At 52.1% G+C, this 25,622-nt stretch carries 20 protein-coding genes; 6 read left to right on the forward strand and 14 right to left on the reverse strand.

What is annotated here, in order from left to right:
• Positions 1-19: 19 nt before the first annotated feature.
• The 6 genes from OGW16_RS12880 to ahpC all read right to left on the reverse strand — a co-directional run bounded on the left by OGW16_RS12880 (position 20) and on the right by ahpC (position 6,760).
• On the reverse strand, positions 20-787 hold the full coding sequence (locus OGW16_RS12880) for a dimethyl sulfoxide reductase anchor subunit family protein (RefSeq protein WP_286518497.1): 768 nt from the start codon (positions 785-787) through the stop codon (positions 20-22).
• Positions 787-1,344: a 4Fe-4S dicluster domain-containing protein gene (locus tag OGW16_RS12885; protein WP_003022094.1), complete on the reverse strand. Its 558-nt coding sequence runs from the start codon at positions 1,342-1,344 to the stop codon at positions 787-789. Before OGW16_RS12885 ends, OGW16_RS12880 begins: the two co-directional genes overlap by 1 nt.
• Entirely contained in the window at positions 1,341-3,617 is a 2,277-nt protein-coding gene (locus OGW16_RS12890; protein ID WP_213732092.1) for a molybdopterin-dependent oxidoreductase, read from the reverse strand. The genes OGW16_RS12885 and OGW16_RS12890 overlap by 4 nt, the downstream gene beginning before the upstream one ends.
• Positions 3,614-4,168, reverse strand: coding sequence for a TorD/DmsD family molecular chaperone (locus tag OGW16_RS12895; protein WP_213732093.1), 555 nt, complete (start codon positions 4,166-4,168; stop codon positions 3,614-3,616). The genes OGW16_RS12890 and OGW16_RS12895 overlap by 4 nt, the downstream gene beginning before the upstream one ends.
• A 223-nt stretch (positions 4,169-4,391) precedes the next feature.
• A complete protein-coding gene (gene ahpF, locus OGW16_RS12900) occupies positions 4,392-5,957 on the reverse strand; it encodes an alkyl hydroperoxide reductase subunit F (protein ID WP_043015550.1) in 1,566 nt (521 codons plus the stop codon).
• A gap of 239 nt (positions 5,958-6,196) precedes the next feature.
• Complete coding sequence (ahpC, locus tag OGW16_RS12905) at positions 6,197-6,760, reverse strand: alkyl hydroperoxide reductase subunit C (RefSeq protein ID WP_004859485.1); 564 nt, start codon at positions 6,758-6,760, stop codon at positions 6,197-6,199.
• Between the two features lie 374 nt (positions 6,761-7,134).
• On the opposite strand from ahpC, the gene dsbG reads away from it, so the two are divergent.
• The 4 genes from dsbG (at position 7,135) to OGW16_RS12925 (ending at position 10,967) form a co-directional block, all read left to right on the forward strand.
• Positions 7,135-7,881: a thiol:disulfide interchange protein DsbG gene (dsbG, locus tag OGW16_RS12910; RefSeq protein WP_286518498.1), complete on the forward strand. Its 747-nt coding sequence runs from the start codon at positions 7,135-7,137 to the stop codon at positions 7,879-7,881.
• Between the two features lie 203 nt (positions 7,882-8,084).
• A complete protein-coding gene (citR, locus tag OGW16_RS12915) occupies positions 8,085-8,981 on the forward strand; it encodes a DNA-binding transcriptional repressor CitR (RefSeq protein ID WP_047412754.1) in 897 nt (298 codons plus the stop codon).
• Between the two features lie 160 nt (positions 8,982-9,141).
• Entirely contained in the window at positions 9,142-10,365 is a 1,224-nt protein-coding gene (locus OGW16_RS12920) for a phosphoadenosine phosphosulfate reductase (protein ID WP_043015547.1), read from the forward strand.
• Positions 10,350-10,967 carry an IbrB-like domain-containing protein gene (locus tag OGW16_RS12925; protein ID WP_043015546.1) on the forward strand — a complete coding sequence of 206 codons (618 nt, stop codon included), beginning with the start codon at positions 10,350-10,352 and terminating at the stop codon, positions 10,965-10,967. Before OGW16_RS12920 ends, OGW16_RS12925 begins: the two co-directional genes overlap by 16 nt.
• Here the strand turns inward: OGW16_RS12925 and OGW16_RS12930 are convergent, their stop codons facing one another.
• Complete coding sequence (locus OGW16_RS12930; RefSeq protein WP_286518499.1) at positions 10,968-12,128, reverse strand: pyridoxal phosphate-dependent aminotransferase; 1,161 nt, start codon at positions 12,126-12,128, stop codon at positions 10,968-10,970.
• A 132-nt stretch (positions 12,129-12,260) separates the two neighbouring features.
• Here OGW16_RS12930 and OGW16_RS12935 point away from each other — a divergent pair, with 132 nt between their 5' ends.
• Positions 12,261-13,349: an oxidoreductase gene (locus OGW16_RS12935; RefSeq protein ID WP_043015544.1), complete on the forward strand. Its 1,089-nt coding sequence runs from the start codon at positions 12,261-12,263 to the stop codon at positions 13,347-13,349.
• 97 nt (positions 13,350-13,446) lie between these two features.
• Here the strand turns inward: OGW16_RS12935 and OGW16_RS12940 are convergent, their stop codons facing one another.
• Both OGW16_RS12940 and cstA read right to left on the reverse strand, forming a co-directional pair.
• Positions 13,447-13,644: a YbdD/YjiX family protein gene (locus OGW16_RS12940; RefSeq protein WP_043015543.1), complete on the reverse strand. Its 198-nt coding sequence runs from the start codon at positions 13,642-13,644 to the stop codon at positions 13,447-13,449.
• Positions 13,645-13,707: 63 nt separating this feature from the next.
• Positions 13,708-15,813, reverse strand: a complete 2,106-nt coding sequence (gene cstA, locus OGW16_RS12945; RefSeq protein WP_043015542.1) for a pyruvate/proton symporter CstA — start codon at positions 15,811-15,813, stop codon at positions 13,708-13,710.
• A gap of 498 nt (positions 15,814-16,311) precedes the next feature.
• Between cstA and OGW16_RS12950 the strand changes: the two genes are divergently transcribed.
• Positions 16,312-20,658 carry an autotransporter outer membrane beta-barrel domain-containing protein gene (locus tag OGW16_RS12950; protein ID WP_286518500.1) on the forward strand — a complete coding sequence of 1,449 codons (4,347 nt, stop codon included), beginning with the start codon at positions 16,312-16,314 and terminating at the stop codon, positions 20,656-20,658.
• Positions 20,659-20,696: 38 nt separating this feature from the next.
• On the opposite strand, the gene entH is transcribed toward OGW16_RS12950, so the two are convergent.
• From entH to entC, 5 genes are read right to left on the reverse strand one after another with little or no spacing between them, the layout of a single operon-like run.
• Positions 20,697-21,110: a proofreading thioesterase EntH gene (gene entH, locus OGW16_RS12955; RefSeq protein ID WP_181633989.1), complete on the reverse strand. Its 414-nt coding sequence runs from the start codon at positions 21,108-21,110 to the stop codon at positions 20,697-20,699.
• 2 nt (positions 21,111-21,112) lie between these two features.
• Positions 21,113-21,868 (reverse strand): 2,3-dihydro-2,3-dihydroxybenzoate dehydrogenase EntA, encoded by a 756-nt coding sequence (gene entA / locus OGW16_RS12960; RefSeq protein WP_043015540.1) that lies wholly within the window; start codon positions 21,866-21,868, stop codon positions 21,113-21,115.
• Positions 21,868-22,725, reverse strand: coding sequence for an isochorismatase (locus tag OGW16_RS12965; protein ID WP_043015539.1), 858 nt, complete (start codon positions 22,723-22,725; stop codon positions 21,868-21,870). Before OGW16_RS12965 ends, entA begins: the two co-directional genes overlap by 1 nt.
• Before the next feature lie 13 nt (positions 22,726-22,738).
• A complete protein-coding gene (entE, locus tag OGW16_RS12970; protein ID WP_100194083.1) occupies positions 22,739-24,349 on the reverse strand; it encodes a (2,3-dihydroxybenzoyl)adenylate synthase EntE in 1,611 nt (536 codons plus the stop codon).
• Positions 24,350-24,382: 33 nt separating this feature from the next.
• Entirely contained in the window at positions 24,383-25,558 is a 1,176-nt protein-coding gene (gene entC / locus OGW16_RS12975; protein ID WP_199994186.1) for an isochorismate synthase EntC, read from the reverse strand.
• Positions 25,559-25,622: the final 64 nt, after the last annotated feature.

Consider the following 25,622-nt stretch of genomic DNA (forward strand, 5'->3'; position numbering starts at 1 on the left):
GGTTTTTATTACCTCACGATCAGTACAAATGACCGATATTGACGATAGTGCTGACCGTATCGCCAAAGAACGTCAGACGACTCAGGAATACGCCAACAAACAGCAGGACAAAGAGCGCTTTTGCACGACGCTCGCCCTGGCGGCTGAGCGCAAAGGCCACCGCCAGACACACCAGGCTTGCGAGATAAAGCGGCGACGTCAGCCAGGCATGCGCCGTCATCTGCATGATAGTGCCGCCGCTTAGCCAGATAACAGGCGCGGCAATCATGACCGCCATACAAACAATAATTCCCTGGCGTAATGCGGCAACGGCAGGCGCGAGGTTAAGCAGCGGAATCGCCGCGCAGCCCATCACCCACACCGTAATGAAAAACAGCAGCATTGTCAGACCGTTGGCGATCGCCACCATTGCCGGGGCGGCATAGGTCATCCCCTGAACCGCCACCAGTGCGATCCCGAGAACAGAAGCCAGAACCGCCGACACTTTATGCCCTTTTGCCAAAAACGTCACGCCCACCGCCGCGCCGTATAACGTTGCGCCGAGAATTTCACGGCTAAGCCAGGCGTGCTGCAGGTTGATCAGGGCGTTGTAAGCGCGATCCGGATGCGCAAGGTGCAATACCGCCGCCACGGAAGCAGCCGCCAGAATCAGCCCGCTAACCAACCAGTACAGGCGTTTGCTTTCCAGTTTTCCTTGCAACGCGCGCAGCGTCAGAATGAGCGTGATACCGACCGACATCTGGCTCAAGACGGTAAAAATAACCAGAGGAAGTTCATACTTTTCCATTACTTGCCCTCCGGTTGCTTCGGTTGACGCGCGAGGATAAAACGCGTGCCAGGATTAAGCTGCGGCATACGCGGGAATCCCGGCGGATACTGCACCGCATTGTCAGGTATCGGATCGGCATCGAGGTCAATTAGCGTCAGCGCACCTACCGGACAGGCATTCACGCACGCCGGCTGCATGCCAACATCAAGACGCTCGTAGCACATGCTGCATTTTTCCGCTTTTTTCGTTTCTTCATTAAAGCGCGGCGCACCGTATGGACAGTTGCGGATACAGTTTTTGCATCCGATACAACGTTCCGGGTTATGCACGACAACGCCATCCTCACGTTTGGTGTACGCCTCTACCGGACAAGCTGCCAGGCAGGCCGGATTTTCGCAGTGGTTACAGGCCAGCGAGTAGAACGCGCGCTCCTCATGCGGATAAATTTCTTTATCCAGCGGGTAGACATAGCGCCAGAAACGTTCTGGCTCCAGCTGGTTAAAACTTTTACACGCCATCGCACAGCCACGGCAGCCGATGCACTTATCGCTATTAACTAAAAACGCGCGTCTCATGCCGCTGCTCCTTCATTTCCTGACAGAGTAATATCTACAAATTGACTGTGAATGGCCGCACCAGGTGCGCCTGTCGCCATTTTCCCCATATCGGCTGGCGTATCTTTAACCACATTCTGTACGTTGTAACTAAGCTTATTGAACCAGGACTCGTACATCACAAGAAAATCTTCCGGCACGTTGGTGGTGATTTTGGCGCGCAGCTCAACATGACCCGCCTCGTTGAAAACTTTGACGTGAGCGCCCTCTGTGATGCCCTTTTTCTGCGCAGCAAGCGGGTGGATATAGACAAAGGGTTCTGGCCAGAAAACCTGCATCCAGTCCAGATTGACAAACTGCGAGTGCAGACCATACTGCAGGTGAGGTGTAAACAGGTGGAACGGCAGCGCCCCCTGCGCACCCGCTTTATATTCAGGCAAAGCCGTGTGACCGTTTTCCGCGCAGCGTTCTGATTTAAACTCATACTTGCCTGACGGCGTTTTGAATTTGCGATCGAACCAGGCTGCACTGCTGACCATTTTTGCTTTGCGGGGTCCTTCCAGCAGGTCATTCCAGCCCGCTATGCCGAACTGTTTGCCCATTCCCTCATTGAATTCCTGATCCAACCAACGTTTGGCATCAAACTCCTGCGGGAAGGTACATGAACCGGGTTCCAGTTTATTGATGGTTTTGGACAACAACGCCGCAATTTCAGGATCGCTCTTGCACTCATACAGCGGTTTAATAGCCGGTTCGTTGACGGATAACCAATAGTGCCAATAGGACGAAGAGACATCCCATTGCTCAAAAGTTGTTGTGACGGGCAGCACGATATCCGCATGCTGGACGGTTTCGTTGAAGAACTGGTCGACACAAACCACCATTTCCAGTTTATCAAACGCTTTGATCATCTTGTTGCGGTCGAAATCCTGAGCAAATGGGTTTTTAGAGGCCACCCACAGCATACGTACCGGCGGTTCACTGGCGTCGAGGATCCCCTGCGCCGTTTGGTTGATGTTCAGTGCACGATCGGAGTATTCGCTCTTCTCACCGCTATCGCTAACAAACTCGCCCACCGGACCACCAGCGCCTTTCATGCCGACAGAACCTGCAGGAGGCTTTTGCATCATTCCGTGGTAGTTATAGCCCCATGTCTGCAGATGGCCGTAGCGAGCGCCGCCGCCCTCAATACCAATATTGCCGGTCATCGCCACAAAGGCATCGATCGCACGTACGTTAGCGCCGCCGTTAACATGGCGCTGCATGCCGTAGCCAATCCACACGGTGGCAGGATTAACCGCCGTAAACTCTTCCGCCAACTGGCGAATCACATCCGCCGACAGACCGCAAATTTCAGCAGCCCACTCTACGGTCACACTGTTGCGTAGATACGCTTCGAATTCCGGGTATCCGTGGGAATAGTGAGTGACGAAATTCTGATCCACTAAACCTTTATCCACCAGGTGGCGCGCCATGCCCAGCGCCAGGGCGCCATCAGAGCCTGGACGAACACGTAAATAGAGATCGGCTTTCGCGGCGGTTTGCGTTAACAGCGGATCGATAACGACCACTTTTGCGCCTTTCTCCCGCGCCTGATAGATGTACTTCATGGTGTGCATAGAGCACCATGCCGGGTTAGCGCCCCAGATGATGATGTATTTTGCTTTAACAAAATCTTCCGGGTCGTTACACCACATGTCGCCCATGTCGTAGTTCTGGGCATCGATACCCGCTGGCCAGCAAGGCGTCCCGGCAAAACGGGTGGTGTAACCCAGCGAAGACATCATCCCTTCAACGGCATAGCCCATCACCCCAAGATTGCCTGAGTATTTTGACAGCGCCAGCCCAAGCATTGAGCCGTCTTTCTTTTTGATCTCCAGCATCTTGGTTGCAATGCGCTGCATTGCTTCGTCCCAGGAGATACGACGCCAGTTACCGCTGCCACGAACATCCTGAATCATCGGATATTTAATGCGATCCGGGCTATATACCCGGCGAGGATAAGTCAGACCTTTTACACACGGTGTTCCGTGCGTAAACGTTGACTCAGGCGCGCCTTCCACAAAGGTGATAACGTCATCCTTGACCCAGGTTTTCAGGCTACAGGTGTCATAGCAGTTACGCGGACAGGCGTTGCGAGAAATTTTGTAGGTTTTGGGGTTAAACGGAATGGGCGGTTGCGCCAATACGCAGCGTGAAGTCAGCAATCCCCCTGGCAGGGCAGCCACTGTTCCAAGGGCAATTAAGCCTTTCAAAAATGAACGTCTGTTCAGAATTCCCGGTTCATTACTCATATTGATACTCTCGTGTTTAATTCATCAAGCCAAGAAGACAACCTTTCCGCGACGGTTTTCAGCGTGGCGGTCTGTGCATTTATATTTATTTTTTCTATATACTCGGGCACCCATATCGCTATATACTCACTTATATATCGAGTAAGGGCGACCTGGTATTCTGCTGATGTTCTGGCATTAGCCGATAATAAAACCGCTAATTCCAATACACAGGAAATATGATCATCCGGGATGTTATTTACATGACTTATAGACAAACCTATGTTTGCCATAAATTCCCGCATGCTCAGCGTTGATTTACCCATTACGAGGGCATCTTCTTCGAGATAAACCGAAGCGAATGGCGCGGCCTTTAGCGTCTGCGGCCCGACAAATAGCGCATTGAAGTCATACTCCGCTTCCAGCCACTCCTGCTCTGTTAGCAGCGAGGCATTTGTATCCAAAGCTGAATAAGCCGCTTTCAGCGTGTGACTATCGTGAGAAATAAAAAAATCACGCAACAACAACCCTGTCGATTCAAAGATCGTCAGGGTTTCATATATTTCACCCATGAATTAACCAACCATTTATTCATACAACAAATGAAAACATAATGCAGGTTAATATAATAAAGAAAACGTCTAATCTTTCTTTGATAAAACTAATGATCAGACTAATTAAGTGAATGTTTTATGCGGTTAATTGTTTCAAGAATTGACAATATGAGAGCGCGGAAATAAAAAACCGCCAGCGGATGACTGGCGGTTTTGAGATTGCAGGTGAGTCTTACTTTTTTTATGCTACTGTCGTGCGAATCAGATAATCAAACGAACTCAACGAGGCCTTCGCGCCTTCACCGGTCGCGATGATGATCTGCTTATACGGTACGGTGGTGCAGTCACCGGCGGCGAAAACGCCCTTCACGCTGGTTTCACATTTGGCATCGATGATGATTTCACCCATGCGATTACGTTCAACGGCACCTTCCAGCCAGTTGGTGTTTGGCAACAGACCAATCTGCACAAAGATACCTGCCAGTTCCACGCTGTGAACATCGCCGCTCACGCGGTCGCGATACTCCAGACCAGTGACTTTGCTGCCATCGCCTTTCACTTCTGTCGTTTGCGCATTCAGAATGATGTCGACGTTTTTCAGGCTGCGAAGCTTATTCTGCAGCACCTGATCAGCCTTCATTTCAGGAGCAAACTCCAGCAACGTCACATGTTCAACAATGCCTGCGAGGTCAATAGCTGCTTCAACACCAGAGTTACCGCCGCCAATCACCGCCACGCGCTTACCCTTAAACAGCGGGCCGTCGCAGTGCGGGCAGTAAGTTACGCCTTTGGTGCGATACTGATCTTCGCCCGGAACGTTCATGTTGCGCCATTTCGCGCCGGTGGCGATGATAATGCTGCGCGCTTTCAGCACCGCGCCGGATGCCGTTTCAATCTGGTGCAAACCGCCTTCCTGCGCCGCCGGAACCAGTTTGCTTGCGCTCTGGCTGTCGATCACATCAACATCATAATCATCAACGTGTGCTTTCAGCGCGCCCGCCAGTTTCTGGCCTTCAGTTTTCGGTACCGAGATGTAGTTTTCAATATCAACGGTATCAAGAACCTGACCGCCAAAGCGTTCGCCCATCAGACCGGTGCGAATACCTTTACGTGCAGAGTACACCGCCGCAGCCGCTCCCGCAGGACCGGAGCCAACAATCAGCACATCGTAGGCATCGCGCTTATTCAGCTCTTCGGCCGCACGTTTTTCTGCGCCAGTATCCACTTTCGCGACAATCTCAGTCAGCGTCATACGACCCTGGCCAAACTCTTTGCCGTTCATATATACCGCCGGAACGCCCATCACATTGCGATCGGTGATTTCGTTCTGGAATGTACCGCCGTCAATCGCCGTATGCTTGATGCGTGGGTTCAATACCGACATCAGGTTCAGCGCCTGTACCACATCCGGACAGTTATGGCAGGAGAGCGAATAATAGGTTTCAAATTCAAAATCACCGTCGAGATCGCGGATCTGCTCCAGCAGCGCCTGCGCCTCTTTTGACGGATGACCGCCAGTCCACAATAGCGCCAGTACCAGCGAGGTAAACTCATGGCCCAGCGGAGAACCGGCAAAGCGCGGCCCCTGGTGAGAACCAGGATTGGTAATCAGGAACGATGGCTTACGTACCGCCAGAGTATTGTCTTCTTTAAAGGTGACTTTTTCTGACAGTTCAGCAATTTCAGTCAGCAGTTCCTTAATTTCTGCCGATTTAGCGCTGTCATCCAGCGTAGCAATCAGCTCAACAGGTTTGGTCAGTTTCTCAAGGTAAGCCCTGAGCTGGGTTTTCATATTTGTGTCGAGCATTCTTCTTCCCTCTCTGAAAACATCATCATGCAAGCGGCCTCGTTCAGGCAGTCTGAATACGTTTGCATCATGGTGTTGGAATAAAACGGGCACGACGCACCCGCTTAAGAATTAATTCGCAAGAATTTCGTGTTACAGGCAGGCGGCAAGCTTATGAATCCCCGGGAGCTTACATAAGTAAGTGACCGGGGTGATTAAGCGTAGCCAACACACCTGTAGCGCGAAAGGCGTAGCGAATTTTAGATTTTACCGACCAGGTCCAGAGACGGAGCTAACGTGGCTTCACCTTCTTTCCATTTTGCCGGGCAAACTTCACCTGGGTGAGAAGCGACGTACTGAGCCGCTTTGATTTTGCGCAGCAGGTCAGACGCATCACGGCCGATACCTTCAGCGGTAACTTCGATTGCCTGGATGATACCCTGCGGGTCAACAACGAAGGTTGCGCGGTCAGCCAGACCTTCATCTTCACGCATGTTGTCGAAGTTACGGGTCAGGGCGCCAGTCGGGTCGCCGATCATCGCGTATTTGATTTTCGCGATGGTGTCAGAGCTGCTGTGCCATGCTTTGTGGGTGAAGTGGGTGTCAGTAGATACGGAATACACATCTACGCCCAGTTTCTGCAGTTCTTCGTAATGGTCTGCAACGTCGCCCAGTTCGGTCGGGCATACGAAGGTGAAGTCAGCCGGGTAGAAGAAGAAGACGCTCCAGCGACCTTCGGTATCTTTCTCGGTTACTTCGATGAACTCACCGTTTTTGAACGCCTGGTTTTTGAAAGGTTTAATTTTGGTATTAATCAAAGACATCTGTACTTCCTCCGTGTTTTCGTTGAGAGATAAGTTAACGAAAATCTCTTCGCAGGGCTAATGCGTTTCCTTTATCAAATCAATAAGCGATAACTAACAACCCACTCAAACACATGTTGTGAACCTAAAGGTGAAAGTAAAAAAGGCCCCCTTTGCAGGGAGCCTCATTACCCGAGCTACCCGCAGGTAACGTCAGTGCCAGCAGGGCTGGCTATGTGTTGCGCTCTACATTACCTTAACAAAGGTCGTGACAGCGATTGGGATTACATCACCCAACTCAAGAAAGGGCAATCGACGGACGGTCGATCTTACCTATGGCTGCGATAGGTTTTGCAACTAAGTCCCCTTTCCTTCTGATTTTATAAGGAAAATCAATGTTTAAACGTACCTTACTGTTAACCCTGCTCCCTGCCGTGGTGCATGCCGAAGAACTGCCTGCTCCCGTTAAAGCTATTGAGAAACAGGGTATTACTATCCTGAAACCCTTCGACGCGCCGGGAGGAATGAAAGGCTATCTGGGAAAATACCAGGACATGGGGGTCACTATCTATGTCACGCCTGACGGTAAACATGCCATCTCCGGCTACATGTATAACGAAAAAGGCGAAAATCTCAGCAATGCGCTAATCGAAAAAGAGATCTATGCTCCTGCCGGACGAGAGATGTGGCAGCGAATGGAAAAAGCAGCATGGATTCTGGACGGGAAAAAAGAGGCCCCGGTCATCGTCTACGTGTTTGCCGATCCTTTCTGTCCCTATTGCAAACAGTTCTGGCAGCAGGCGCGTCCGTGGGTGGACGCCGGTAAAGTTCAGTTGCGTACATTATTGGTTGGCGTAATTAAACCTGAAAGTCCGGCCACCGCTGCTGCAATTCTGGCAGCCAAAGATCCGGCCAAAACCTGGCATGACTATGAGGCATCCGGTGGGAAAATGAAGCTGGAAATCCCGGCTTCGGTCCCTACGGAGCAAATGAAGGTACTGAATATCAACCAAAAGTTGATGGATGATTTGGGGGCCAACGTAACGCCGGCAATCTATTACATGAGTAAAGACGATACGTTACAACAGGAAGTAGGCTTACCGGATAAAGAAAAATTAAACATTATCATGGGAAATAAATAAAGGTAACAAGATGAGTGATTGTTATCGTTCTCATTTCAATCACTCATTAGAATTAACTTTCTGGTGAAAATTACGCAATCTGTGCTATTTTAGCTAAAGTTAATTATTCATTAAGCACAGAAACATAAATTCCAAGAATAACTAGCATTTAAACTATTCCATAATTGAATTTTTCAATACATTACCATCACAGGAAGGTATGCATGGCTAACCTCTATGACCTCAAAAAGTTCGATCTCAACCTGCTGGTTATATTTGAATGCATATATCAACATTTGAGCATCAGCAAAGCTGCAGAAACGTTGTACATCACACCATCAGCCGTAAGCCAGTCATTACAACGACTACGTACGCAGTTTAACGACCCTTTGTTTATTCGCTCCGGCAAAGGCATTACGCCTACGGTGACAGGAGCCAATCTTCATCAGCACCTTGAGCAGAATCTAAATAAACTGGAACAAACCATTAATATTATGCACGGTTCCAGCCTGAAAAATAAATTCGTAATCTACAGTCCACAAATCACCACCACGCTGGGCGTAACAGAATTAATAAACTCATTAAGAAAAAACTCCGATGTTGAAATTGAACACCACGATATATTAATGTCGACAGAAACCGCAGAAAATATTCTGGCGTACCGCAAGGCTGATCTGATCATCTCGACAGTACCTGTGCACAACCGCTCTATCGTATGTACCCTGTTTAAAACAGTTGAAAGTGTATTAGTATGCAGCAGGAATCATCCCAGAATGGTTGAACACAGTACGCTTGAAGACATCATGCGCGAGCAGTTTACACTGTTTATCACGACACAACCCGGAGTCCAGGAACAACAGTCAGCAGCTAATAATCTCTTTCTCAACCGTAAAATAGGTTTTAGTAGTGATTCGTTGACTTCTATTACCAATATTATTGCCAGCACAGATATTATTGGTCTCCTTCCCAAAATAATATATGAGCAAAACGCGGTAGCGCTTAACCTGAAAGAGATCAGTGTTGATTTCAAATTACCGTCAGTTAAACTATTTTTAATGTATAATCGCTCCTCACTTAATAACAAATCATTTGCTGAGTACATTAAAACAATCACCCCATAGGCTCTGTAAATAACAACACAACAATATATATTTCTTATAAATTAGACAGCAATATTTAAACCGTGAATATGTTTAAGTATTGCATCCTGGTGAAATTAGCATATCTTATTGAAAGTATTTACTATAGCTGTAAATAATAAAATCTGGATATGGACTTGATATGTCTGTTTATAAAATACCACTGAATCAAAACGTTCTCGAAGCCGCACAGGAACGTATTGCCTGGACGCTTGAGGCTCTGCCACGCATTTGCGTTTCTTTCTCTGGGGGTAAAGATTCTGGGTTGATGTTACATCTGACGGCCATAAGTGCCCGCCAGTCAGGTAAAAAAATTGACGTGTTATTTATCGACTGGGAAGCCCAGTTTTCCTGCACTATCGACTATGTACAGGCGCTTCGCGAACGTTATTCTGATGTCATCGAACGCTTTTATTGGGTCGCATTACCGCTCACTACGCAAAATTCCCTCTCCCAATTTCAACCTGAATGGCAGTGTTGGGAACCGGGCACGCCGTGGGTTCGCCAGCCTCCGGAAGATGCCATAACCGATCCTGAGTATTTCTCTTTTTACCAGCCCGGCATGACGTTTGAACAATTTGTTCGCGAGTTCGCTGACTGGTATTCAGAGAAACGACCAGCCGCGATGATGGTCGGGATCCGCGCCGATGAGTCCTATAATCGTTTTGTCGCCATTGCTAATTCGCAAAAGCAACGCTTTGCCGATGATAAACCCTGGACCACCAGCGCCCCCGGCGGGCATACCTGGTATATTTATCCACTTTATGACTGGAAAACCGCCGACATCTGGACCTGGTTTGCTAAAACCCAGTTGCCATGCAACCCCTTGTATAACCTGATGTATCAGGCCGGTGTTCCTACACGATATATGCGCATCTGCGAACCCTTTGGACCAGAGCAGCGTCAGGGACTGTGGCTCTACCATGTTATTGAGCCTGAACGCTGGGCGACAATGTGCGCGCGCGTCAGCGGCGTAAAAAGCGGCGGGATTTATGCAGGTCTCGATAACCATTTTTATGGTCATCGAAAAATATTGAAACCCGAACATTTAAGCTGGCAGGAATATGCCATGCTGCTGCTCAACAGCATGCCGGAAACGACCGCCGAACATTATCGCAATAAAATCGCCGTCTATTTGCAGTGGTATAAGAAAAAGGGCATGGAAAATATTCCGCAAACTCAGGAACGAGATATTGGCTCAGCGGATATCCCGTCGTGGCGGCGTATCTGTAAAGTCCTGCTGAATAACGACTACTGGTGTCGGGCGCTGTCATTCAGCCCAACAAAACCCAAAAACTACCAACGTTATAACGAACGCATGAAAACCAAACGCCAGGAATGGGGGATCTTATGCAACAACGATTAACTCAGGAACTCGTTGGCTTTCTTTCTGATCTGTCAGAAAAAGAGAGAATTGAGGCCATCAATGAATTCAGACAGGCGATACACAGCGTCAGTCCTTTTCGCGAAGAGCCTGTAGACTGCGTGCTGTGGGTTAAAAATGATCACATCTCACCCAATGACTACAATCCCAACAACGTTGCGCCACCGGAGAAAAAGCTGCTGCTGAAATCTCTGGAAGCTGACGGATTCACGCAACCCATCGTGGTGGTCCACTCCACGGCTGAAGAATACGAAATTGTCGATGGTTTCCACCGCCATGAACTAGGGAAAGCCAAAGCCTCGCTGCGCACAAGGCTAAAAGGATATTTGCCGGTCTCCTGTTTAGAACGTGAGCGTCATGAGCGTATGGCTGCGACCATCCGCCATAACCGCGCTCGCGGACGTCACCAAATTCATGCCATGTCCGAAATCGTCCGTGAATTATCATTGTTGGGCTGGAGTGAAGAAAAAATTGGCAAAGATCTCGGCATGGATAGTGACGAGGTTTTACGCCTGAAACAAATTAACGGCCTGCAAGAATTATTTGCCGACCGTCGCTTCTCCAAAGCCTGGACGGTTAAATAGCTACAGCGAAACCAGACGTTCGGCTGCCGCTATCAGCGTCGATTCCTGCTTGGCAAAACATAGGCGAATCAGCTTATGCGGGAAAGGATCGGCGCAGAAAACCGATAGCGGGATCGCCGCGACGCCCACTTCTTTGGTCAGCCACTGGCAAAACTCAACGTCGCCAAGCGTGGAGACGGCGCTGTAATCGACCAGCAGAAAATACGTGCCTTCACACGGCAGAATTTCCAGTCGGCTTTCACGCAGCGCATTTACCAGTACATCGCGTTTTTTCTGATAAAAGGCTGGCAACTCACGATAATGCGTTGGATCTTCGCGCAGCATATCCGCCAGAGCCAGCTGTGCCGGCGTATTGACGGAAAACGTCAGATACTGGTGTACCTTGCGCAATTCCGTGCTAATGGAGGCAGGCGCTACGCAGTAGCCGACTTTCCAGCCGGTCATATGATAAGTCTTACCAAACGATGAAACGGCAACGGCACGTTCACGCAGCTGTGGATGCGCCAGCACGCTGGCATGTCCCTGTCCGGCGAAGCAGATATGTTCATACACTTCATCGCTGATGACAAAAATATCGCGTTCTTTAATCGCCTGCCACAGGGCATCGAAATCGGCGTGATGCCACACGCTGGCGGAAGGGTTGTGCGGTGTATTAAGGATCACCAGCCGGGTCCGTTCGCTAAGTAACGCGCTAAATTCCTGCCAGTCGACGCGAAAAGACGGCGGTTGCAGCGCGATGCGTTTGACCACGCCGCCGGATAATTCGATCGCGGGCGCATAGCTGTCGTAGCTCGGGTCAAAACAAATCACCTCATCGCCAGGCCGTACCAGTGCCGTAATCGCGGCGTACAATGCTTCTGTAGCCCCCGCAGTGACGGTCACTTCGCTATTCGCATCAGGTTTATAGCCGTACAACTGCGCGGTTTTATCCGCAATAGCTTCGCGCAGCGGCTGTACGCCCGTCATCGGCGCATACTGGTTTGCGCCATGCGCGACGTGAAACGCCAGACGTTCTTGTAAAAAGAGCGGACCATCAAAATCAGGGAATCCCTGCGAGAGGTTAATGGCCTGGTACTGCTGCGCCAGCGCGCTCATTTGCGTGAAAATAGTGGTGCCCAGATTAGGCAGTTTGCTTTGCGGAATCAGCGGGTTATTACTCATTATAGTTATCCCAGCATGTGATGTTGTGGTTGAAGCCACTATAGCACGATGCTAGTATTTGGCAATCAAGACGTTCAGACGTCTATATAAAAATAACCTGCCAGGACAGGACAGCCACAAGGACAACACAACATGAGTAATACCGAGATTCGCGTCGTCACCGGCCCGGCCAACTATTTTTCCCATCCCGGCAGCCTGTCGAGACTCAACGATTTTTTCACCAGGGATCAACTCTCACGCGCCGTCTGGGTATATGGTCAGCGCGCCATCGATGCAGCCCGACCTTATCTGCCAGAGGACTTTCATCTTGCCGGGGCTAAACGCCTGCTGTTTACGGGCCATTGCAGTGAAACAGATGTCGCTCAACTGGCAAAAGAGTCAGGAGAGAATCGCAGCGTGGTGATTGGCGTGGGCGGCGGGACATTGCTCGACACGGCCAAAGCGCTGGCCCGTCGTCTGGGTCTGCCTTTTGTCGGTATTCCTACTATCGCGGCGACCTGCGCCGCCTGGACACCGCTCTCCGTCTGGTATAACGATGCTGGACAGGCGCTACATTTTGAAATTTTCGCGGATGCCAACTTCCTCGTACTGGTAGAACCCGAGATCGTTCTCCATGCGCCAGAAGAATACTTACTGGCGGGGATTGGCGACACGCTGGCGAAATGGTACGAGGCCGTCGTGCTCGCACCTCAACCGGAAACCCTGCCGCTTACCGTGCGTCTGGGTATCCATGCTGCGCAGACGATCCGCGACGTCCTGCTGGAAAGCAGCGAGCAGGCGCTGGCAGACAAACAACAAGGCACGCTAAGCCGAACGTTTTGCGATGTGGTGGATGCTATTATTGCCGGAGGCGGCATGGTTGGCGGTCTGGGCGAGCGCTATACCCGCGTGGCGGCCGCGCATTCGGTACACAATGGCCTGACCGTCCTCCCGCAAACGGAGAAGTTTTTACACGGCACCAAAGTGGCGTACGGCATACTGGTGCAGAGCGCGCTGCTGGGACAAGATGATGTGCTGGCGCAGTTGATTACCGCTTATCAGCGCTTCAACCTGCCAACCCGATTAGCTCAACTGGAAGTGAACATCAATAACCGCGTCGAACTCGATAAGGTTATCGCGCACACTCTGCGCCCTGTGGAGTCCATTCACGCGCTGCCGGTAACGTTAACGCCGCAGACCCTGCGCGCAGCGTTCGAAAAGGTAGAGTCGTTTACGGTGTGATTAGGGTGCGGGTTGCCTGATGGCGGCTTCGCCTTATCAGGCCTACGGTCAAAGCATTGTTGTAGGCCGGATAAGCGTCAGCGCATCCGGCAAAAAATTAACAGCACTTCGCGCCGCCTTTCCCCCCATAGCGCGCATCCTGACGCTCGCGGAAAAATTCTTCATAGGTCATTGGCATCTGGTCCGGATGCGTGACGCGCATATGTTCAACATAGTTGTCGTAATCCGGCACACCTATCATTAATCGGGCGGTTTGACCTAAATATTTCCCGGCTTTGGAGAGCGTTTCAAACATAGTGTTTCCCTGTCGTACAAACGCCCTCCCCGTTCAGGAGAGGGCTCGTTGGTTAAGAGAATATTAGTGCGCGCCTTTCGCCTGCGCCACGATCTCTTCGACATTCTCAGGCATCGGTTCGTACGGCGTTTCTTTCGACGTCGGTTTGTCCTCTTTCAGCGCTGCCAGCGCAGTTCTGATGGAGAACAGACCCAGCACCACAACGACCACCATGAAAAAGATGGTCAGTCCCGCATCCAGTCGGTTATTAAATACCAGTTGCGTCAGCTGCGACTGGGTGTACTGCGCAGGAATGTTACCGCTGTCGATCATCGCCTGGAACTTGTTGGCGATAGCCAGGAAGCCGATTTTCGCATCCGGGCTAAACGCTTTCTGCCAGCCAGCGGTCAGGGTACAAATCAGCAGCCATGCCGTTGGCACCAGCGCCACCCATGCGTAGCGCTGACGTTTCATCTTGAACAACACCACCGCACAGAGCATCAGCGCCATACCGGCCAGCATTTGGTTGGCGATACCAAACAGCGGCCACAGAGTATTAATACCGCCCAGTGGATCCACCACCCCCTGGTGCAAGAAGTAACCCCAGGCCAACACGCACAGCGCTGTAGCCAGCAGGTTCGCAGGCAGCGAATCGGTACGTTTCAGACTCGGTGACACCACGCCCAGCAGATCCTGCAGCATAAAGCGCGCGGCACGTGTACCGGCATCTACCGCCGTCAGAATAAACAGCGCTTCAAACAGAATGGCGAAGTGATACCAGAACGCCACATCCATCATACCGCCCAGCGCGCCGTGCAGAATGTACGCCATCCCTACAGCCAGCGTCGGCGCTCCGCCTGCGCGGGAGATAATGGATTGTTCACCGACTTCATTGGCGATTTGATGCAGGGTGTCCGGCGTAATGGCAAAGCCCCAACTGCTGACCACCTGCGCCGCAGAAGCGACTACGTCAACCGTCCCCGCCGGAGCCAGCACCGCCATCGGGCTATTCATCGCAAAGTACACGCCCGGATCGATGATACACGCAGAAACCAGCGCCATGATGGCGACAAAGGATTCCATCAGCATCCCGCCGTAGCCGATAAAGCAGGCCTGCCCTTCATTCGCCAGCATCTTCGGCGTGGTACCGGAAGCGATCAGCGCATGGAAGCCCGATACCGCGCCACAGGCAATGGTAATAAACAGGAACGGGAACAGGTTACCGGTCCAGACCGGGCCAGTACCATCAACAAACTTAGTCAGCGCAGGCATGGTCAGCGTCGGACGCATGATCAGAATCCCTACCGCCAGACCAACAATGGTGCCAATTTTCAGGAAAGTAGAAAGATAATCACGCGGCGCCAGCAGCAGCCACACCGGCAGCACGGCAGCGACAAAGCCGTAGCCCACCAGCATCCACGTCAGCTGTACTCCGGTAAAATCAAAGTACGGCGCCCAGGTCGGGCTTTCAGCGACCCAGCCGCCGGAAATAATAGCAAACACCAGGAATACCAGACCGATGACCGACACTTCACCAATGCGGCCCGGGCGCAGATAACGCAGGTAAATCCCCATGAAGATCGCCAGCGGGATGGTAAACGCGACGGTGTAAGTACCCCACGGGCTGTGGGTCAGCGCTTTCACGACGATCATCGCCAGTACCGCAAGGATAATCACCATGATCATAAAACAGGCCACCAGCGCAATGACGCCCGCCGTAGGGCCCATCTCTTCTTTCACCAGTTCGCCAAGGGAACGACCATCGCGACGGGTAGAAACAAACAGCACCATGAAATCCTGTACCGCCCCCGCCAGCACTACCCCGGCGAGCAGCCAGATCATACCTGGCAGATAGCCCATTTGCGCCGCCAGTACGGGTCCAACTAACGGACCCGCTCCGGCAATCGCCGCAAAATGGTGACCAAACAGCACTTTTTTATCGGTAGGAACATAGTCCAGACCATCGTTATGACGCACGGCTGGCGTCATACGCGTCGGGTCCAGCGCCAGTACATTTTTCGCAATGTACAGGCCATAGAAACGATAAGCGATTAGGTAGACACAGACCGACGCCACGACTATCCACAACGCGTTGATCTGTTCACCACGGTTTAATGCGATATAGCCGAGGGCAAATGCTCCCACTACGGAGAGCAATGTCCAGACGAGGTACTTCCCTGATTTGTTCATAGTTGTATCCGTTATCCTGGTCAGAGAGATGTTACATTTTGTTTCTATAACATCTTTTCTTGATTTAACAACCTGACAACCATGTAAAGCGGATATATCACTGATTTTTTACATTGTATTGTTAACTTGATCACTATCAACGCAGAGACAACTGAAAAAATTGCGCGCTATGTGCCAACCCCTCAATGTTTTGTCCACATCTCCTCCCGGCATGATGCAGAGCGTGTCACTTAATATTTTTATTATTAATAAGAATATTAATTAACAATATTAACCTGAATTTCTCAACTTATACGATTAATGCACTCATGGATTCAGACTATCCTGATTTTGTATGCAGTTAGTGCTTTATTTCATTTTAATCACCGATTTCAAAGCAAAGAATATACCCGCATCACCAGTTTTAATGACAAAATCATCTATATAAAAAATAAAATTAATTAAGCAGAATTTTTTCAGCGCCAGGTTGTTCAGGATGGCCGTATAAGGATATAAATTATGAATAAATGCTATCGCATCGTCTGGAATATCGCGAGAAATATGTTTGTGGTGACGTCAGAACTCTCGCAGGGCGATCATCGGGTCCGCGCAACCGTCGCGGGCCTGGTGTTATCGGCGGTTGGATTAACGGCAAACTGCGTTCATGCCAGCGACTACGGTCCGCTTAGCGGTGAAACCATCAGTTTAAATGATGGCGATACAGTGACGTCTGTTGATGGCACCACGGGTATCGAAAGCCTGTCCTCAGGGGGGCAAGGCGTACAAATTAATGGTAAAGCCACCATTAACGTGACCGGGGATAGTGGTTCTGTTGGGGTAAAGCTTGATAACAGCGCCAGTAATAATTTAGGTAACGGCACACAGATTAACGTTACGGACACAGGAACGGCGAAAACAGCATCAACCACAGGTCTTTATATTAACAACACCAGTCCAGGCACAAATATAGACGCCGAGAATATATCAATTAATACCATTAGTAAAAAAGATGCTTACGGAATTAACGTTCATACAGAAAACGCCACGCTGAACTTCGGCAACAAGAGTAAAATTATCACCGAATCCCAAAATGGTAATGCGACGGGCGTCTATTTCTATGACGACAATAATACGTTAACCATGAATGCTGGATTAATCCAGGTTAACACCGAAGCAACCGGTAAGGCTGTCGGTATCGACACATACTGGGCAAACGGTACCACGCTCAATTTTGGGGATGACAGCCGCATAGAATTAACCAGCGGCACAGCCGGCGGCAGCGCGCTCTATCTTGGAAAAAACACCCAGGTTAACGCGAACGGGCTGAACATTGATTTCACCGTATCAGAGGCAGGAACAGGCACCACGATTTATGGTATCCAGGAGGGGCAATACAGCCAAATTGATCTGGGCAAGAACAGCGCAATTACGCTCTCAATGCCTGGAGGTACGGCATATGGACTCGTTTCTGGTTCACAAAGTTATTTTACGGCAGATAGCCTTGATATCACCCTTTCCACAACCTCTACCGAGCGCGCAAAAGGTACGGGCGCGGACATCAGCGGCAACGTGGATTTTGGCAATGATTCCACCATTACCGTGCACGGTTTCTCCGAAGGATACGGGATGATTGTTGATGATTATTCAGCAACCAGCAAAGATGATGCCATCGGGACAGTAAAGGCCAACAATCTCACCATTGAAGTCACCGGCCAGAAGACGGAAGGGCTTCGAATAGAAGGCGGCGTGGTTGATTTAGGGTCAGACAGCGCCATTAGCGCAAACGGGACTGCATCAACAATTTACCTGACCGGCCGAGGATACAGTGAATTCAATGCCAAAAATCTGACCGTCACGACCGCGCAGTCCACCGCCCTTACACTAATGAGCAGCATGCATGCCGCCGTCGCCAACATTGGCGAAGGCAGCACTATTGATGGAAGAAATTCCACAGGCCACACGACCAACGGTATTGTGGCCAACACCCCCTACAGCGCCCCGACAACCATAAATTTCAACGGTTCAGCAGAGCAGCGAAACACTATCTACGCGGTGAACGGCTATGGCGCATCAGCCCAATACAGCGGCGCGACGATCAATATATCCAATACGGATATCATCATGAGCGGTAACGATCCTTACGGTCTTTGGGCCATCGGCGATGGGGATTTTACCCATGCAGGCATCATCAATGGCGAGAACCTGACTATTGATATGACCGGCGCTAACGGCAGTGGTTACGGCGTGATAGTGCAAGAAGGCGGTATCGTGAATCTGACGGGCGATACCACCATTATCGCCGACGGCGGCGTTGCCATCTGGAATCCGAAAGTTTCTTCGGGCGGGAATGTTCTACCTGGCGGGACGGTAAATGGCTCAGGGAAAATGACCATAGCCGGCGACATCGTTAACAGCGGCTGGGGATATATCAACCTCAATATGGACGCGGGTTCTTATTTCGCCGGGGCAACCTCGGTTAATGAAAGCTTCAACGACCAGGGTATTGATTCAATCCTCAACCTTAACCTTGCCGACCAGAGCCTGTGGCGGGTTACCGATGATTCCACGCTCACGACGCTGACTAACGCAGGAACCCTTGAGCTGGCGGCAGACCACGCAGCCGGAACTTACAGCACCGTGCATGCTGACGAGGTCACGCTGAAAGAAAGCAGTATTCTCAGCGTCGATTTAAGCGCCGCGGCGCTGGCCAGTCGGTCCGCTAACCCGCTAATTACCGGCGGACAGGTTAATCCCGGCGGAGATCTACACATCAGCAATTCGGGTAATGCGCTGGATCTCAACGCGCTGACCTCAGACAATCAACTGGCAGACATCGACACGGTTACGCTAATTGACGCCGACTCCGCAATCGTGAGCGATTTCGCTTCGATCTCAACCGATCCGGATACCCTGCCCGACTATATCGCGATTTCTGGTCAGATTAACGCCCTTGATAATACCCAATATGAATTGGGTGTGGGGCTCAGTTGGTACGCCGGAGACTCCGCCGCGGTCTCTACGCCTGCACACGGTACGTTTACCCTTGACGCGGGCCATACATTTACCGTCAATGGGTTGCTGGCAGATACCTCACCCAACGCCACCACTGGATGGGACGGTAAAAGTCTGACCAAAAAAGGAGACGGCACGCTCACCCTTACCGCAAAGAATACCTGGAGCGGAGTCACAGACATTCAGCAGGGAGCGCTGTGGTTGACTGAATCGGGCGCTATCGGCGCTGAAGGCAGCAAGCAGAGCGTCAATGTCAAAGTCGGAGCCACCCTCGGCGGCAACGGGGTAATCAACGGCGCGGTAAATAACCTCGGCCTGCTAAGTTTTGGCGATAGCACAACGCCAGACAGCCAGTTGATCGTTAATGGCAATGTGACCAACCAGGGCGTAATCCGCAGCAGTGGTTCGACTCCCGGGAATGCGTTAATCATCAACGGCGACTACACGGGCAACGGCGGTCAGCTCTCACTTAACGCCAGTTTAGGCGATGATAATTCACCAACCGACCAGCTCATTGTCTCGGGTAATGTTAACGGCAGCACCACGCTCTACATCAATAATGTGGATGGCGTGGGTGCATATACCGATCAAGGTATCGAGATTGTTGACGTCGGTGGGGTGTCATCAGATAACGCGTTTTCTCTTGGCAATCAGATTCAAATCGGCCTGTATGAGTATCGTCTGTATGAAGATAACGAAAGCTGGTATTTGCGTTCCAAAGCAGAAACACCCGACGATCCTGACGACAGCGACGTGACACCGGTTGATCCTGATGACGGCGACAGCGACGTCACACCGGTTGACCCTGATGACGGCGGCAGCGACGTCACACCGGTCGATCCTGATGACGGCGGCAGCGACGTCACACCGGTCGATCCTGATGACGGCGGTAGCGACGTTACCCCGACAAATCCACAATATCGCGCCGATATAGGCGCTTATCTGGGCAACCAATGGCTGGCGCGTAGCCTGCAGATGCAAACGCTGTTCGATCGTGAAGGGAGCCAGTACCGCTCGGCCGAAGGAAGCGTCTGGGCGCGAATGAAAGGCGGGAAAACGGATACATCGGCTGTAAATGGCAATATCGACATGGACAGCGATTACACCCAGTTTCAGCTTGGCAGCGACCTTGCAACCTGGCGCGATGATCAGCAAAGCATCACGTTTGGCCTGATGGCCAGTTACCTTGACGGCAGTACCGACAGCACCGGAAATCGTGGCGCGGATGGCAGTCAGTTTACAGCCACAGGCGATATCGACGGTTACAATCTTGGCGCGTATGCCACCTGGTTCTCTGATGCCCGGCAACATCGCGGCTGGTATGTTGATACGTGGTATCAGTATGGCTTCTACAATAACAGCGTCGAGAATGGCAATGCCGGTTCAACGCATTACGACTCCCTGGCTCACGCGATTTCGCTGGAAAGCGGTTATCGCTACGACATGAATATGAGCAGCGCTAACACAGTAAGCCTGACGCCACAGGCGCAGGTTATCTGGCAACGCTACGAGGCAGATAGCGTTGAGACAAATGGTACACGCATAGACGGGCAAAATGGCGATAGCTGGACCACACGTCTTGGTCTGCGAATTGATAGCCAGCTTTCATTCGTCGATGCAACTGTCCGGCCATTCGCAGAGATTAACTGGCTACACTCCACCGACGATCTGGCCGTATCATTTGATAACGCAACGGTAAAACAGGATCTTCCTGCCGATCGCAGCGAGCTAAAAGTGGGAATTCAGGCGAATCTCAATAGCCAGTGGAACGTCAGCGTCCAGGCGGCAGGTCAGAAAGGTAATAACGACTACCGCGATCTCAACGGGAGTTTTAATCTGCGCTATAGCTGGTAACTGGTGTCACGAAGCGCGTCTAAACGACGCGCTTATCTTCACCCCATCACTGCAGTGCCTAAACGACAGGTGCAACAGCGTCGTCCCTGTTCATCAAAGATAACGATTTCCCAGCTTTGGCTCTGACGCCCGAGGTGCAGCGGCTGGCAGACACCGCGCACTTTCCCCTGCGCAATCGCCCGATGATGGGTAGCGTTCAGTTCCGTCCCCACCACGCACTGCCCGTCGCGCGTCATCAGATAACCCGCCATCGAACCCAGCGTTTCCGCCAGAGCCGCCGACGCGCCGCCGTGCAGCAGGCCAAACGGCTGATGCGTGCGGCTATCCACCGGCATTTCGGCTTCCAGCACATCATCCCCCAGTCGGGTATAAACCATGCCAAGATGCGCCACCATCGTGTTCTGACTGGTAGCATTCAGTTCATCCAGCGTTAAATGACGTTTCCAGATCATGGTCATGCCCCCAGCGTAGAGCCGCCGTCCACCACGATATCCTGCAGCGTAATGTGGCTGGCAAGGTCAGAGGCGAGAAATAAAATGGTGTTGGTGATTTCCTGCGGCCGGGCGATTTTCCCCAGCGGAATACCGAGCTTAAACTGCTCGCCAAACCCACGAATGCGCTGTTGCTCCGCGTCATCACTGACCCACAACGTACGCTGCATGTCAGTGTCGGTCGAGCCTGGTGAAACCACATTACAACGCACACCGCTACCCGCCAGCTCAAGTCCGACGGTCAGCGCCAGGCTTTTCAACGCGGCTTTTGACGCGCCGTAGGCGCTCATGCCGATACGCGGTGTGTGCGCCGCATCCGACGCGACGGTCACGATCGCCCCGCCCTGCTGGCGACGAAACTGCGCCATCGTCTGCTGAAACAGATTGAACGCCCCGCCAACGTTTACTGCAAACGTCTGCTGCCACTCCTCAGCGCTCAGCGCATCGGTAGCCCCCATACGCAAAATACCTGCGGCATTGACCAACACATCCAAACGCTCGCGCGCTTGAAGGACGCGCTGGCACACCTCAGCCACCTGTCCGGCATTCGCCACATCCAGCACTTCGGTCGTAAACGGGTAGTTATCCTGAGGAAACTCGCGATCGAATCCTGTCACCTCAGCGCCAGCATGCGCAAATGCCAGCGCCGTGGTATAGCCAATCCCTTTTCCCGCCCCGGTTACCCAGACGGTTTTCCCTGCAAAATCAAATCCGGCCATTACTTCACCTCGCGGGAGAGCAGCGTCCACCAGGCGTCAATGGTCGGATTTTTCGCCAACATCACGAAATCAATGTCGCCATGAACTTTACGCCAGCGCGCCGCCAACGCCATCATGCGCACAGAATCCAGCCCGTAGTCGATCAGGTTTTCATCATCCATCGGCTCTTCAGACTCGTCCAGCAGCGGCAGAATAACGCTGCGCAACGCATCCTTAGTGGCCGGGACCGGGGTCGGTAATAACTCCTGAGTCATCACTACGCGCCCGGACCGCCCTGCCACGTATTTCAGTGACATCAGGTGCTCGTCACGGCTAAAGTCCGCCAGCGCATCGGCAACCATAAACGGCTTGATATCACGCATAAAGGCGTCCGTTGCGGTGGTCATACAGCCGATATGCGCATACACCCCGGTAATGATCAGTTGATTACGACCGGTTTCCTTGAGCATCTGTTCCAGCGGGGAGCGATGAAATGCGCTGTAACGCCATTTCACCAGAATGGTATCCGCTTCATCCGGGGCCAGCGCCTCAACAATCTTTTGCTGTTCCGGTGAACGCGTCAGACCCGGTCCCCACATATCATTGAGCAGAGCGCGGTCTTCATCACTCTGTTCTTTCGGCTGAGCGGTGTAATACACTGGAATGTTATGCTCTTTACAGTACTGACGCAGTGCGGCGATGTTAGCGACAACCTGCTCCATCATCGGGCAGTTATCACCCCAAAAGCCGATAAAATAATCCTGCATGTCGTGGATCAGCAGCGCGGCGCGTTCAGGGTCAAACGCCCAGTCGACCTTGTTCACCGGAACATCAAGCGCCGTGGGTAGCGCATAAGCCTGCAGTTTAGGAATTGCCATCTCTTTTTCTCCTTCAGGCCAGTGAACGTGCTGCCAGCCACTGACGTAATTGTTTTTTATCCACTTTCCCAACCGGGGTCAGCGGTAATGACTCAACGCATTCAACGCGGTCAGGTAATTTGAATTCCGCCACGCCCTGTTCACGTAGAAAACGACGCACCTGCACCGCGCGCAGCGGCTCTTTTACCACCAGCCAGGCACAGCTTTTCTCGCCCATCAGTTCGTCATCCATACTGACCAACGCGGCATGGATCACTGATGGATGGCGCAGCAGCAGGTTTTCAATCTCTTCAGCAGCGATCTTCTCCCCACCACGGTTGATCTGATCCTTCTCGCGTCCCTGAACAGTGATATAACCATCCGGATCGATAGCGATCAGATCGCCGGAACAATAAAAACCGTTGGCGTCAAAGGCGCTGGCATTGTGCTCTGGACTTTTGAAGTAGCCGCGGAAGGTGTAAGGGCCACGCGTCATCAGGCGTCCGGTTTCACCCTGGGCTAATGGATTGCCATCAGCGTCCGCCACCCAGACTTCATCATCGGGACACATTGGGCGACCCTGGGTATTGATGATGCGCTCCGGGCTATCATCCAGACGGGTGTAGTTCACCAGCCCTTCCGCCATGCCGAAGACCTGCTGCAGCTGGCAGCCAATCTCTGCAGGAATACGCGCCGCAAGCGTGGCGGAAAGACGTGCCCCACCAACCTGCAACAGCGTCAGCGAAGCCAATTGCGCATTGCTGCCCCATTCAGCAATGGCCTGCAACCACAGGCTCACCGCAGGCGGTACCAGCGCCGTGACGTTAACCTGATGCCGTTCTATTAGCGGGAAACAGAGGGTTGCGCTCGGGTCATCCGCCAGCACCACGGTGCCGCCGGCCAGGAATACGCCCAGCGCGCCAGGCGAACTCATGGCGTAGTTATGCGCCGCCGGGATCGCGCACAGATAACGCGTTTCCCCGGTGAAGCGGCAAATCTCATTGCTGCGACGCACACTGTAGTAGTAATCGTTATGGGTACGAGGTATTAGCTTTGGCGTCCCGGTCGTCCCGCCGGAAAGCTGGAAGTACGCCACCTCATCAGCGGGCGACGGCGTGGCGGTAAAATCAGTCGCAGGTTGGCTTATCGCCGTTTGTAGATTGTGTTCACCTTCATCATTACGCAGTTGCACCACGCGCACTGAATTGTGTTCAGCCACAAACGCGTTAAGAAAATCGTCCCCGCTAAACAGCGCATGCTGGCGATCGGCAATCAACAGCGCCGGTTCAATCTGTTTGGCATAGGCGTTTAGTTCGTTACGCTGATGGCTGAATAACGCCAGCACCGGGGCTACGCCCAGCTTGAGCAGCGCAAAGAAGGTGATATACAGCTCAGCCACATTGCCCAGTTGTACCAGCGCGGTTTCACCGGGTTTGAGTCCCTGACGGCGCAGGCTGCAGGCGAGATTGTCAGCGGCCTGATTTAGCTGGCGATAGCTCAGATGGCGTTCACCATCAATTACCGCCGTATGATCGCTTTCTGCGTGACGGGTCAGAATGTCGGTCAGCGGCAAATCCTGCCAGTAACCTTTTTCACGATAGCGGCGGGCAAACTCCTCCGGCCAGCGGGTGAAAGGAATACTCATTATCGCTCCTCAGAAGCCTGGTCAATAAGGCTCTTAATGCAGTCCAAAAACATTCAACATCGTGGAGAGCTTAGCCCCCGTTTCACGCCATTCCGCAACCGGGGAAGAGGCCGGAACAATCCCGGCGCCAGCAAAGAAACGAACCTGATTACGCAGCAGCTTCGCGCAGCGGATCGTCACCACCCATTCACCGTTACCTTCGGCATCGCACCAGCCAACAATGCCGCCGAACAGTTCGCGATCGAACGGCTCCAGCTCGGCGATAATGTTGCGTGCAACCTGATGTGGGAAACCGCTCAGCGCAGGCGTCGGATGCAGCAGACACGCCAGCGTCAGGGCGTTTTCCTGCGCGTTGGCTTTACCTTCAAACGGTGTGCCAAGGTGCCAGAGCGTTGGCGTGGTAACCAGTTGCGGTGAAGAAGGCAATTGCAGTTCACGGCTGCGATCGCGCAGGACGGTTTTCATCGCCTGCGTCACCAGTTCGTGCTCATGGCGATCCTTCTCGGAGGCCAGCAGGCGGATCCCCGCCTCTCGATCCAGCACATCATCTGGCTGACGACGTGCCGAGCCTGCCAGCGGCAATGAGCTAAAACGATCGCCTTCTTTGCGCAACAGCAGTTCCGGGCTGGCGCCAATCAATACGCCGCCGTCTTCCAGAGGCACATGGAAGTTGTAGCTGGCCGGATTTTGCGCCACCAGGCGCTCCAGCAGCGCGCCACTGTCAATGTTGGCATCGGTGGTGATATCGATCAGGCGTGACAACACCACTTTGTCGACTTCCGGGGTTGCCGTCAGCGCAGCCGCCCGGCTGACCATATCTTCAAAGAAATCCTGTTCCGGGATCGATTGACGTTCAACAACGTTCAGCGACTGATGCGCGTTAAAGTAACGTGATGACTGCTGCTTCGCCGTTCGGGAGAACGTCTGCCACGAGCGGGGAATAAACAGCGATGACGGCTGGCGGGTATCAAAAGGAATCGCCCCTACCATGATGGGGTTCGCGATGCCCTGCGATTTGGCATCCGCAAACAGTGCATGCATTTTTTGTTGGAATGGGCTGTCTGGCGAATCGCCATCAATTGCCGGTTCCGCGTAGCGGGCGAAGCATCCTGACGTCGTAAAACTACGATACGGCGACATAAAGAAAAAACTGTCGGGAGCGAGCGTCGGCATAGTCTGCGTTTTTTCCTCGGCCAGTGACGTATCCATATCATCCTCCAAAAATGATAAAAGCTCTAATAATGATTATCATTTATATTTTCGGTCGCTAACC

The sequence above is a fragment of the Citrobacter sp. Ce104 genome, assembly GCF_030334595.1.
Taxonomy (GTDB): domain Bacteria; phylum Pseudomonadota; class Gammaproteobacteria; order Enterobacterales; family Enterobacteriaceae; genus Citrobacter; species Citrobacter europaeus.

Coding starts and splice junctions, on each gene's coding strand:
- OGW16_RS12880 (WP_286518497.1), bottom strand. CDS start 787: ATGGAAAAGTATGAACTTCCTCTGGTTATTTTTACCGTCTTGAGCCAG.
- OGW16_RS12885 (WP_003022094.1), bottom strand. CDS start 1,344: ATGAGACGCGCGTTTTTAGTTAATAGCGATAAGTGCATCGGCTGCCGT.
- OGW16_RS12890 (WP_213732092.1), bottom strand. CDS start 3,617: ATGAGTAATGAACCGGGAATTCTGAACAGACGTTCATTTTTGAAAGGC.
- OGW16_RS12895 (WP_213732093.1), bottom strand. CDS start 4,168: ATGGGTGAAATATATGAAACCCTGACGATCTTTGAATCGACAGGGTTG.
- ahpF (WP_043015550.1), bottom strand. CDS start 5,957: ATGCTCGACACAAATATGAAAACCCAGCTCAGGGCTTACCTTGAGAAA.
- ahpC (WP_004859485.1), bottom strand. CDS start 6,760: ATGTCTTTGATTAATACCAAAATTAAACCTTTCAAAAACCAGGCGTTC.
- dsbG (WP_286518498.1), top strand. CDS start 7,135: ATGTTTAAACGTACCTTACTGTTAACCCTGCTCCCTGCCGTGGTGCAT.
- citR (WP_047412754.1), top strand. CDS start 8,085: ATGGCTAACCTCTATGACCTCAAAAAGTTCGATCTCAACCTGCTGGTT.
- OGW16_RS12920 (WP_043015547.1), top strand. CDS start 9,142: ATGTCTGTTTATAAAATACCACTGAATCAAAACGTTCTCGAAGCCGCA.
- OGW16_RS12925 (WP_043015546.1), top strand. CDS start 10,350: ATGCAACAACGATTAACTCAGGAACTCGTTGGCTTTCTTTCTGATCTG.
- OGW16_RS12930 (WP_286518499.1), bottom strand. CDS start 12,128: ATGAGTAATAACCCGCTGATTCCGCAAAGCAAACTGCCTAATCTGGGC.
- OGW16_RS12935 (WP_043015544.1), top strand. CDS start 12,261: ATGAGTAATACCGAGATTCGCGTCGTCACCGGCCCGGCCAACTATTTT.
- OGW16_RS12940 (WP_043015543.1), bottom strand. CDS start 13,644: ATGTTTGAAACGCTCTCCAAAGCCGGGAAATATTTAGGTCAAACCGCC.
- cstA (WP_043015542.1), bottom strand. CDS start 15,813: ATGAACAAATCAGGGAAGTACCTCGTCTGGACATTGCTCTCCGTAGTG.
- OGW16_RS12950 (WP_286518500.1), top strand. CDS start 16,312: ATGAATAAATGCTATCGCATCGTCTGGAATATCGCGAGAAATATGTTT.
- entH (WP_181633989.1), bottom strand. CDS start 21,110: ATGATCTGGAAACGTCATTTAACGCTGGATGAACTGAATGCTACCAGT.
- entA (WP_043015540.1), bottom strand. CDS start 21,868: ATGGCCGGATTTGATTTTGCAGGGAAAACCGTCTGGGTAACCGGGGCG.
- OGW16_RS12965 (WP_043015539.1), bottom strand. CDS start 22,725: ATGGCAATTCCTAAACTGCAGGCTTATGCGCTACCCACGGCGCTTGAT.
- entE (WP_100194083.1), bottom strand. CDS start 24,349: ATGAGTATTCCTTTCACCCGCTGGCCGGAGGAGTTTGCCCGCCGCTAT.
- entC (WP_199994186.1), bottom strand. CDS start 25,558: ATGGATACGTCACTGGCCGAGGAAAAAACGCAGACTATGCCGACGCTC.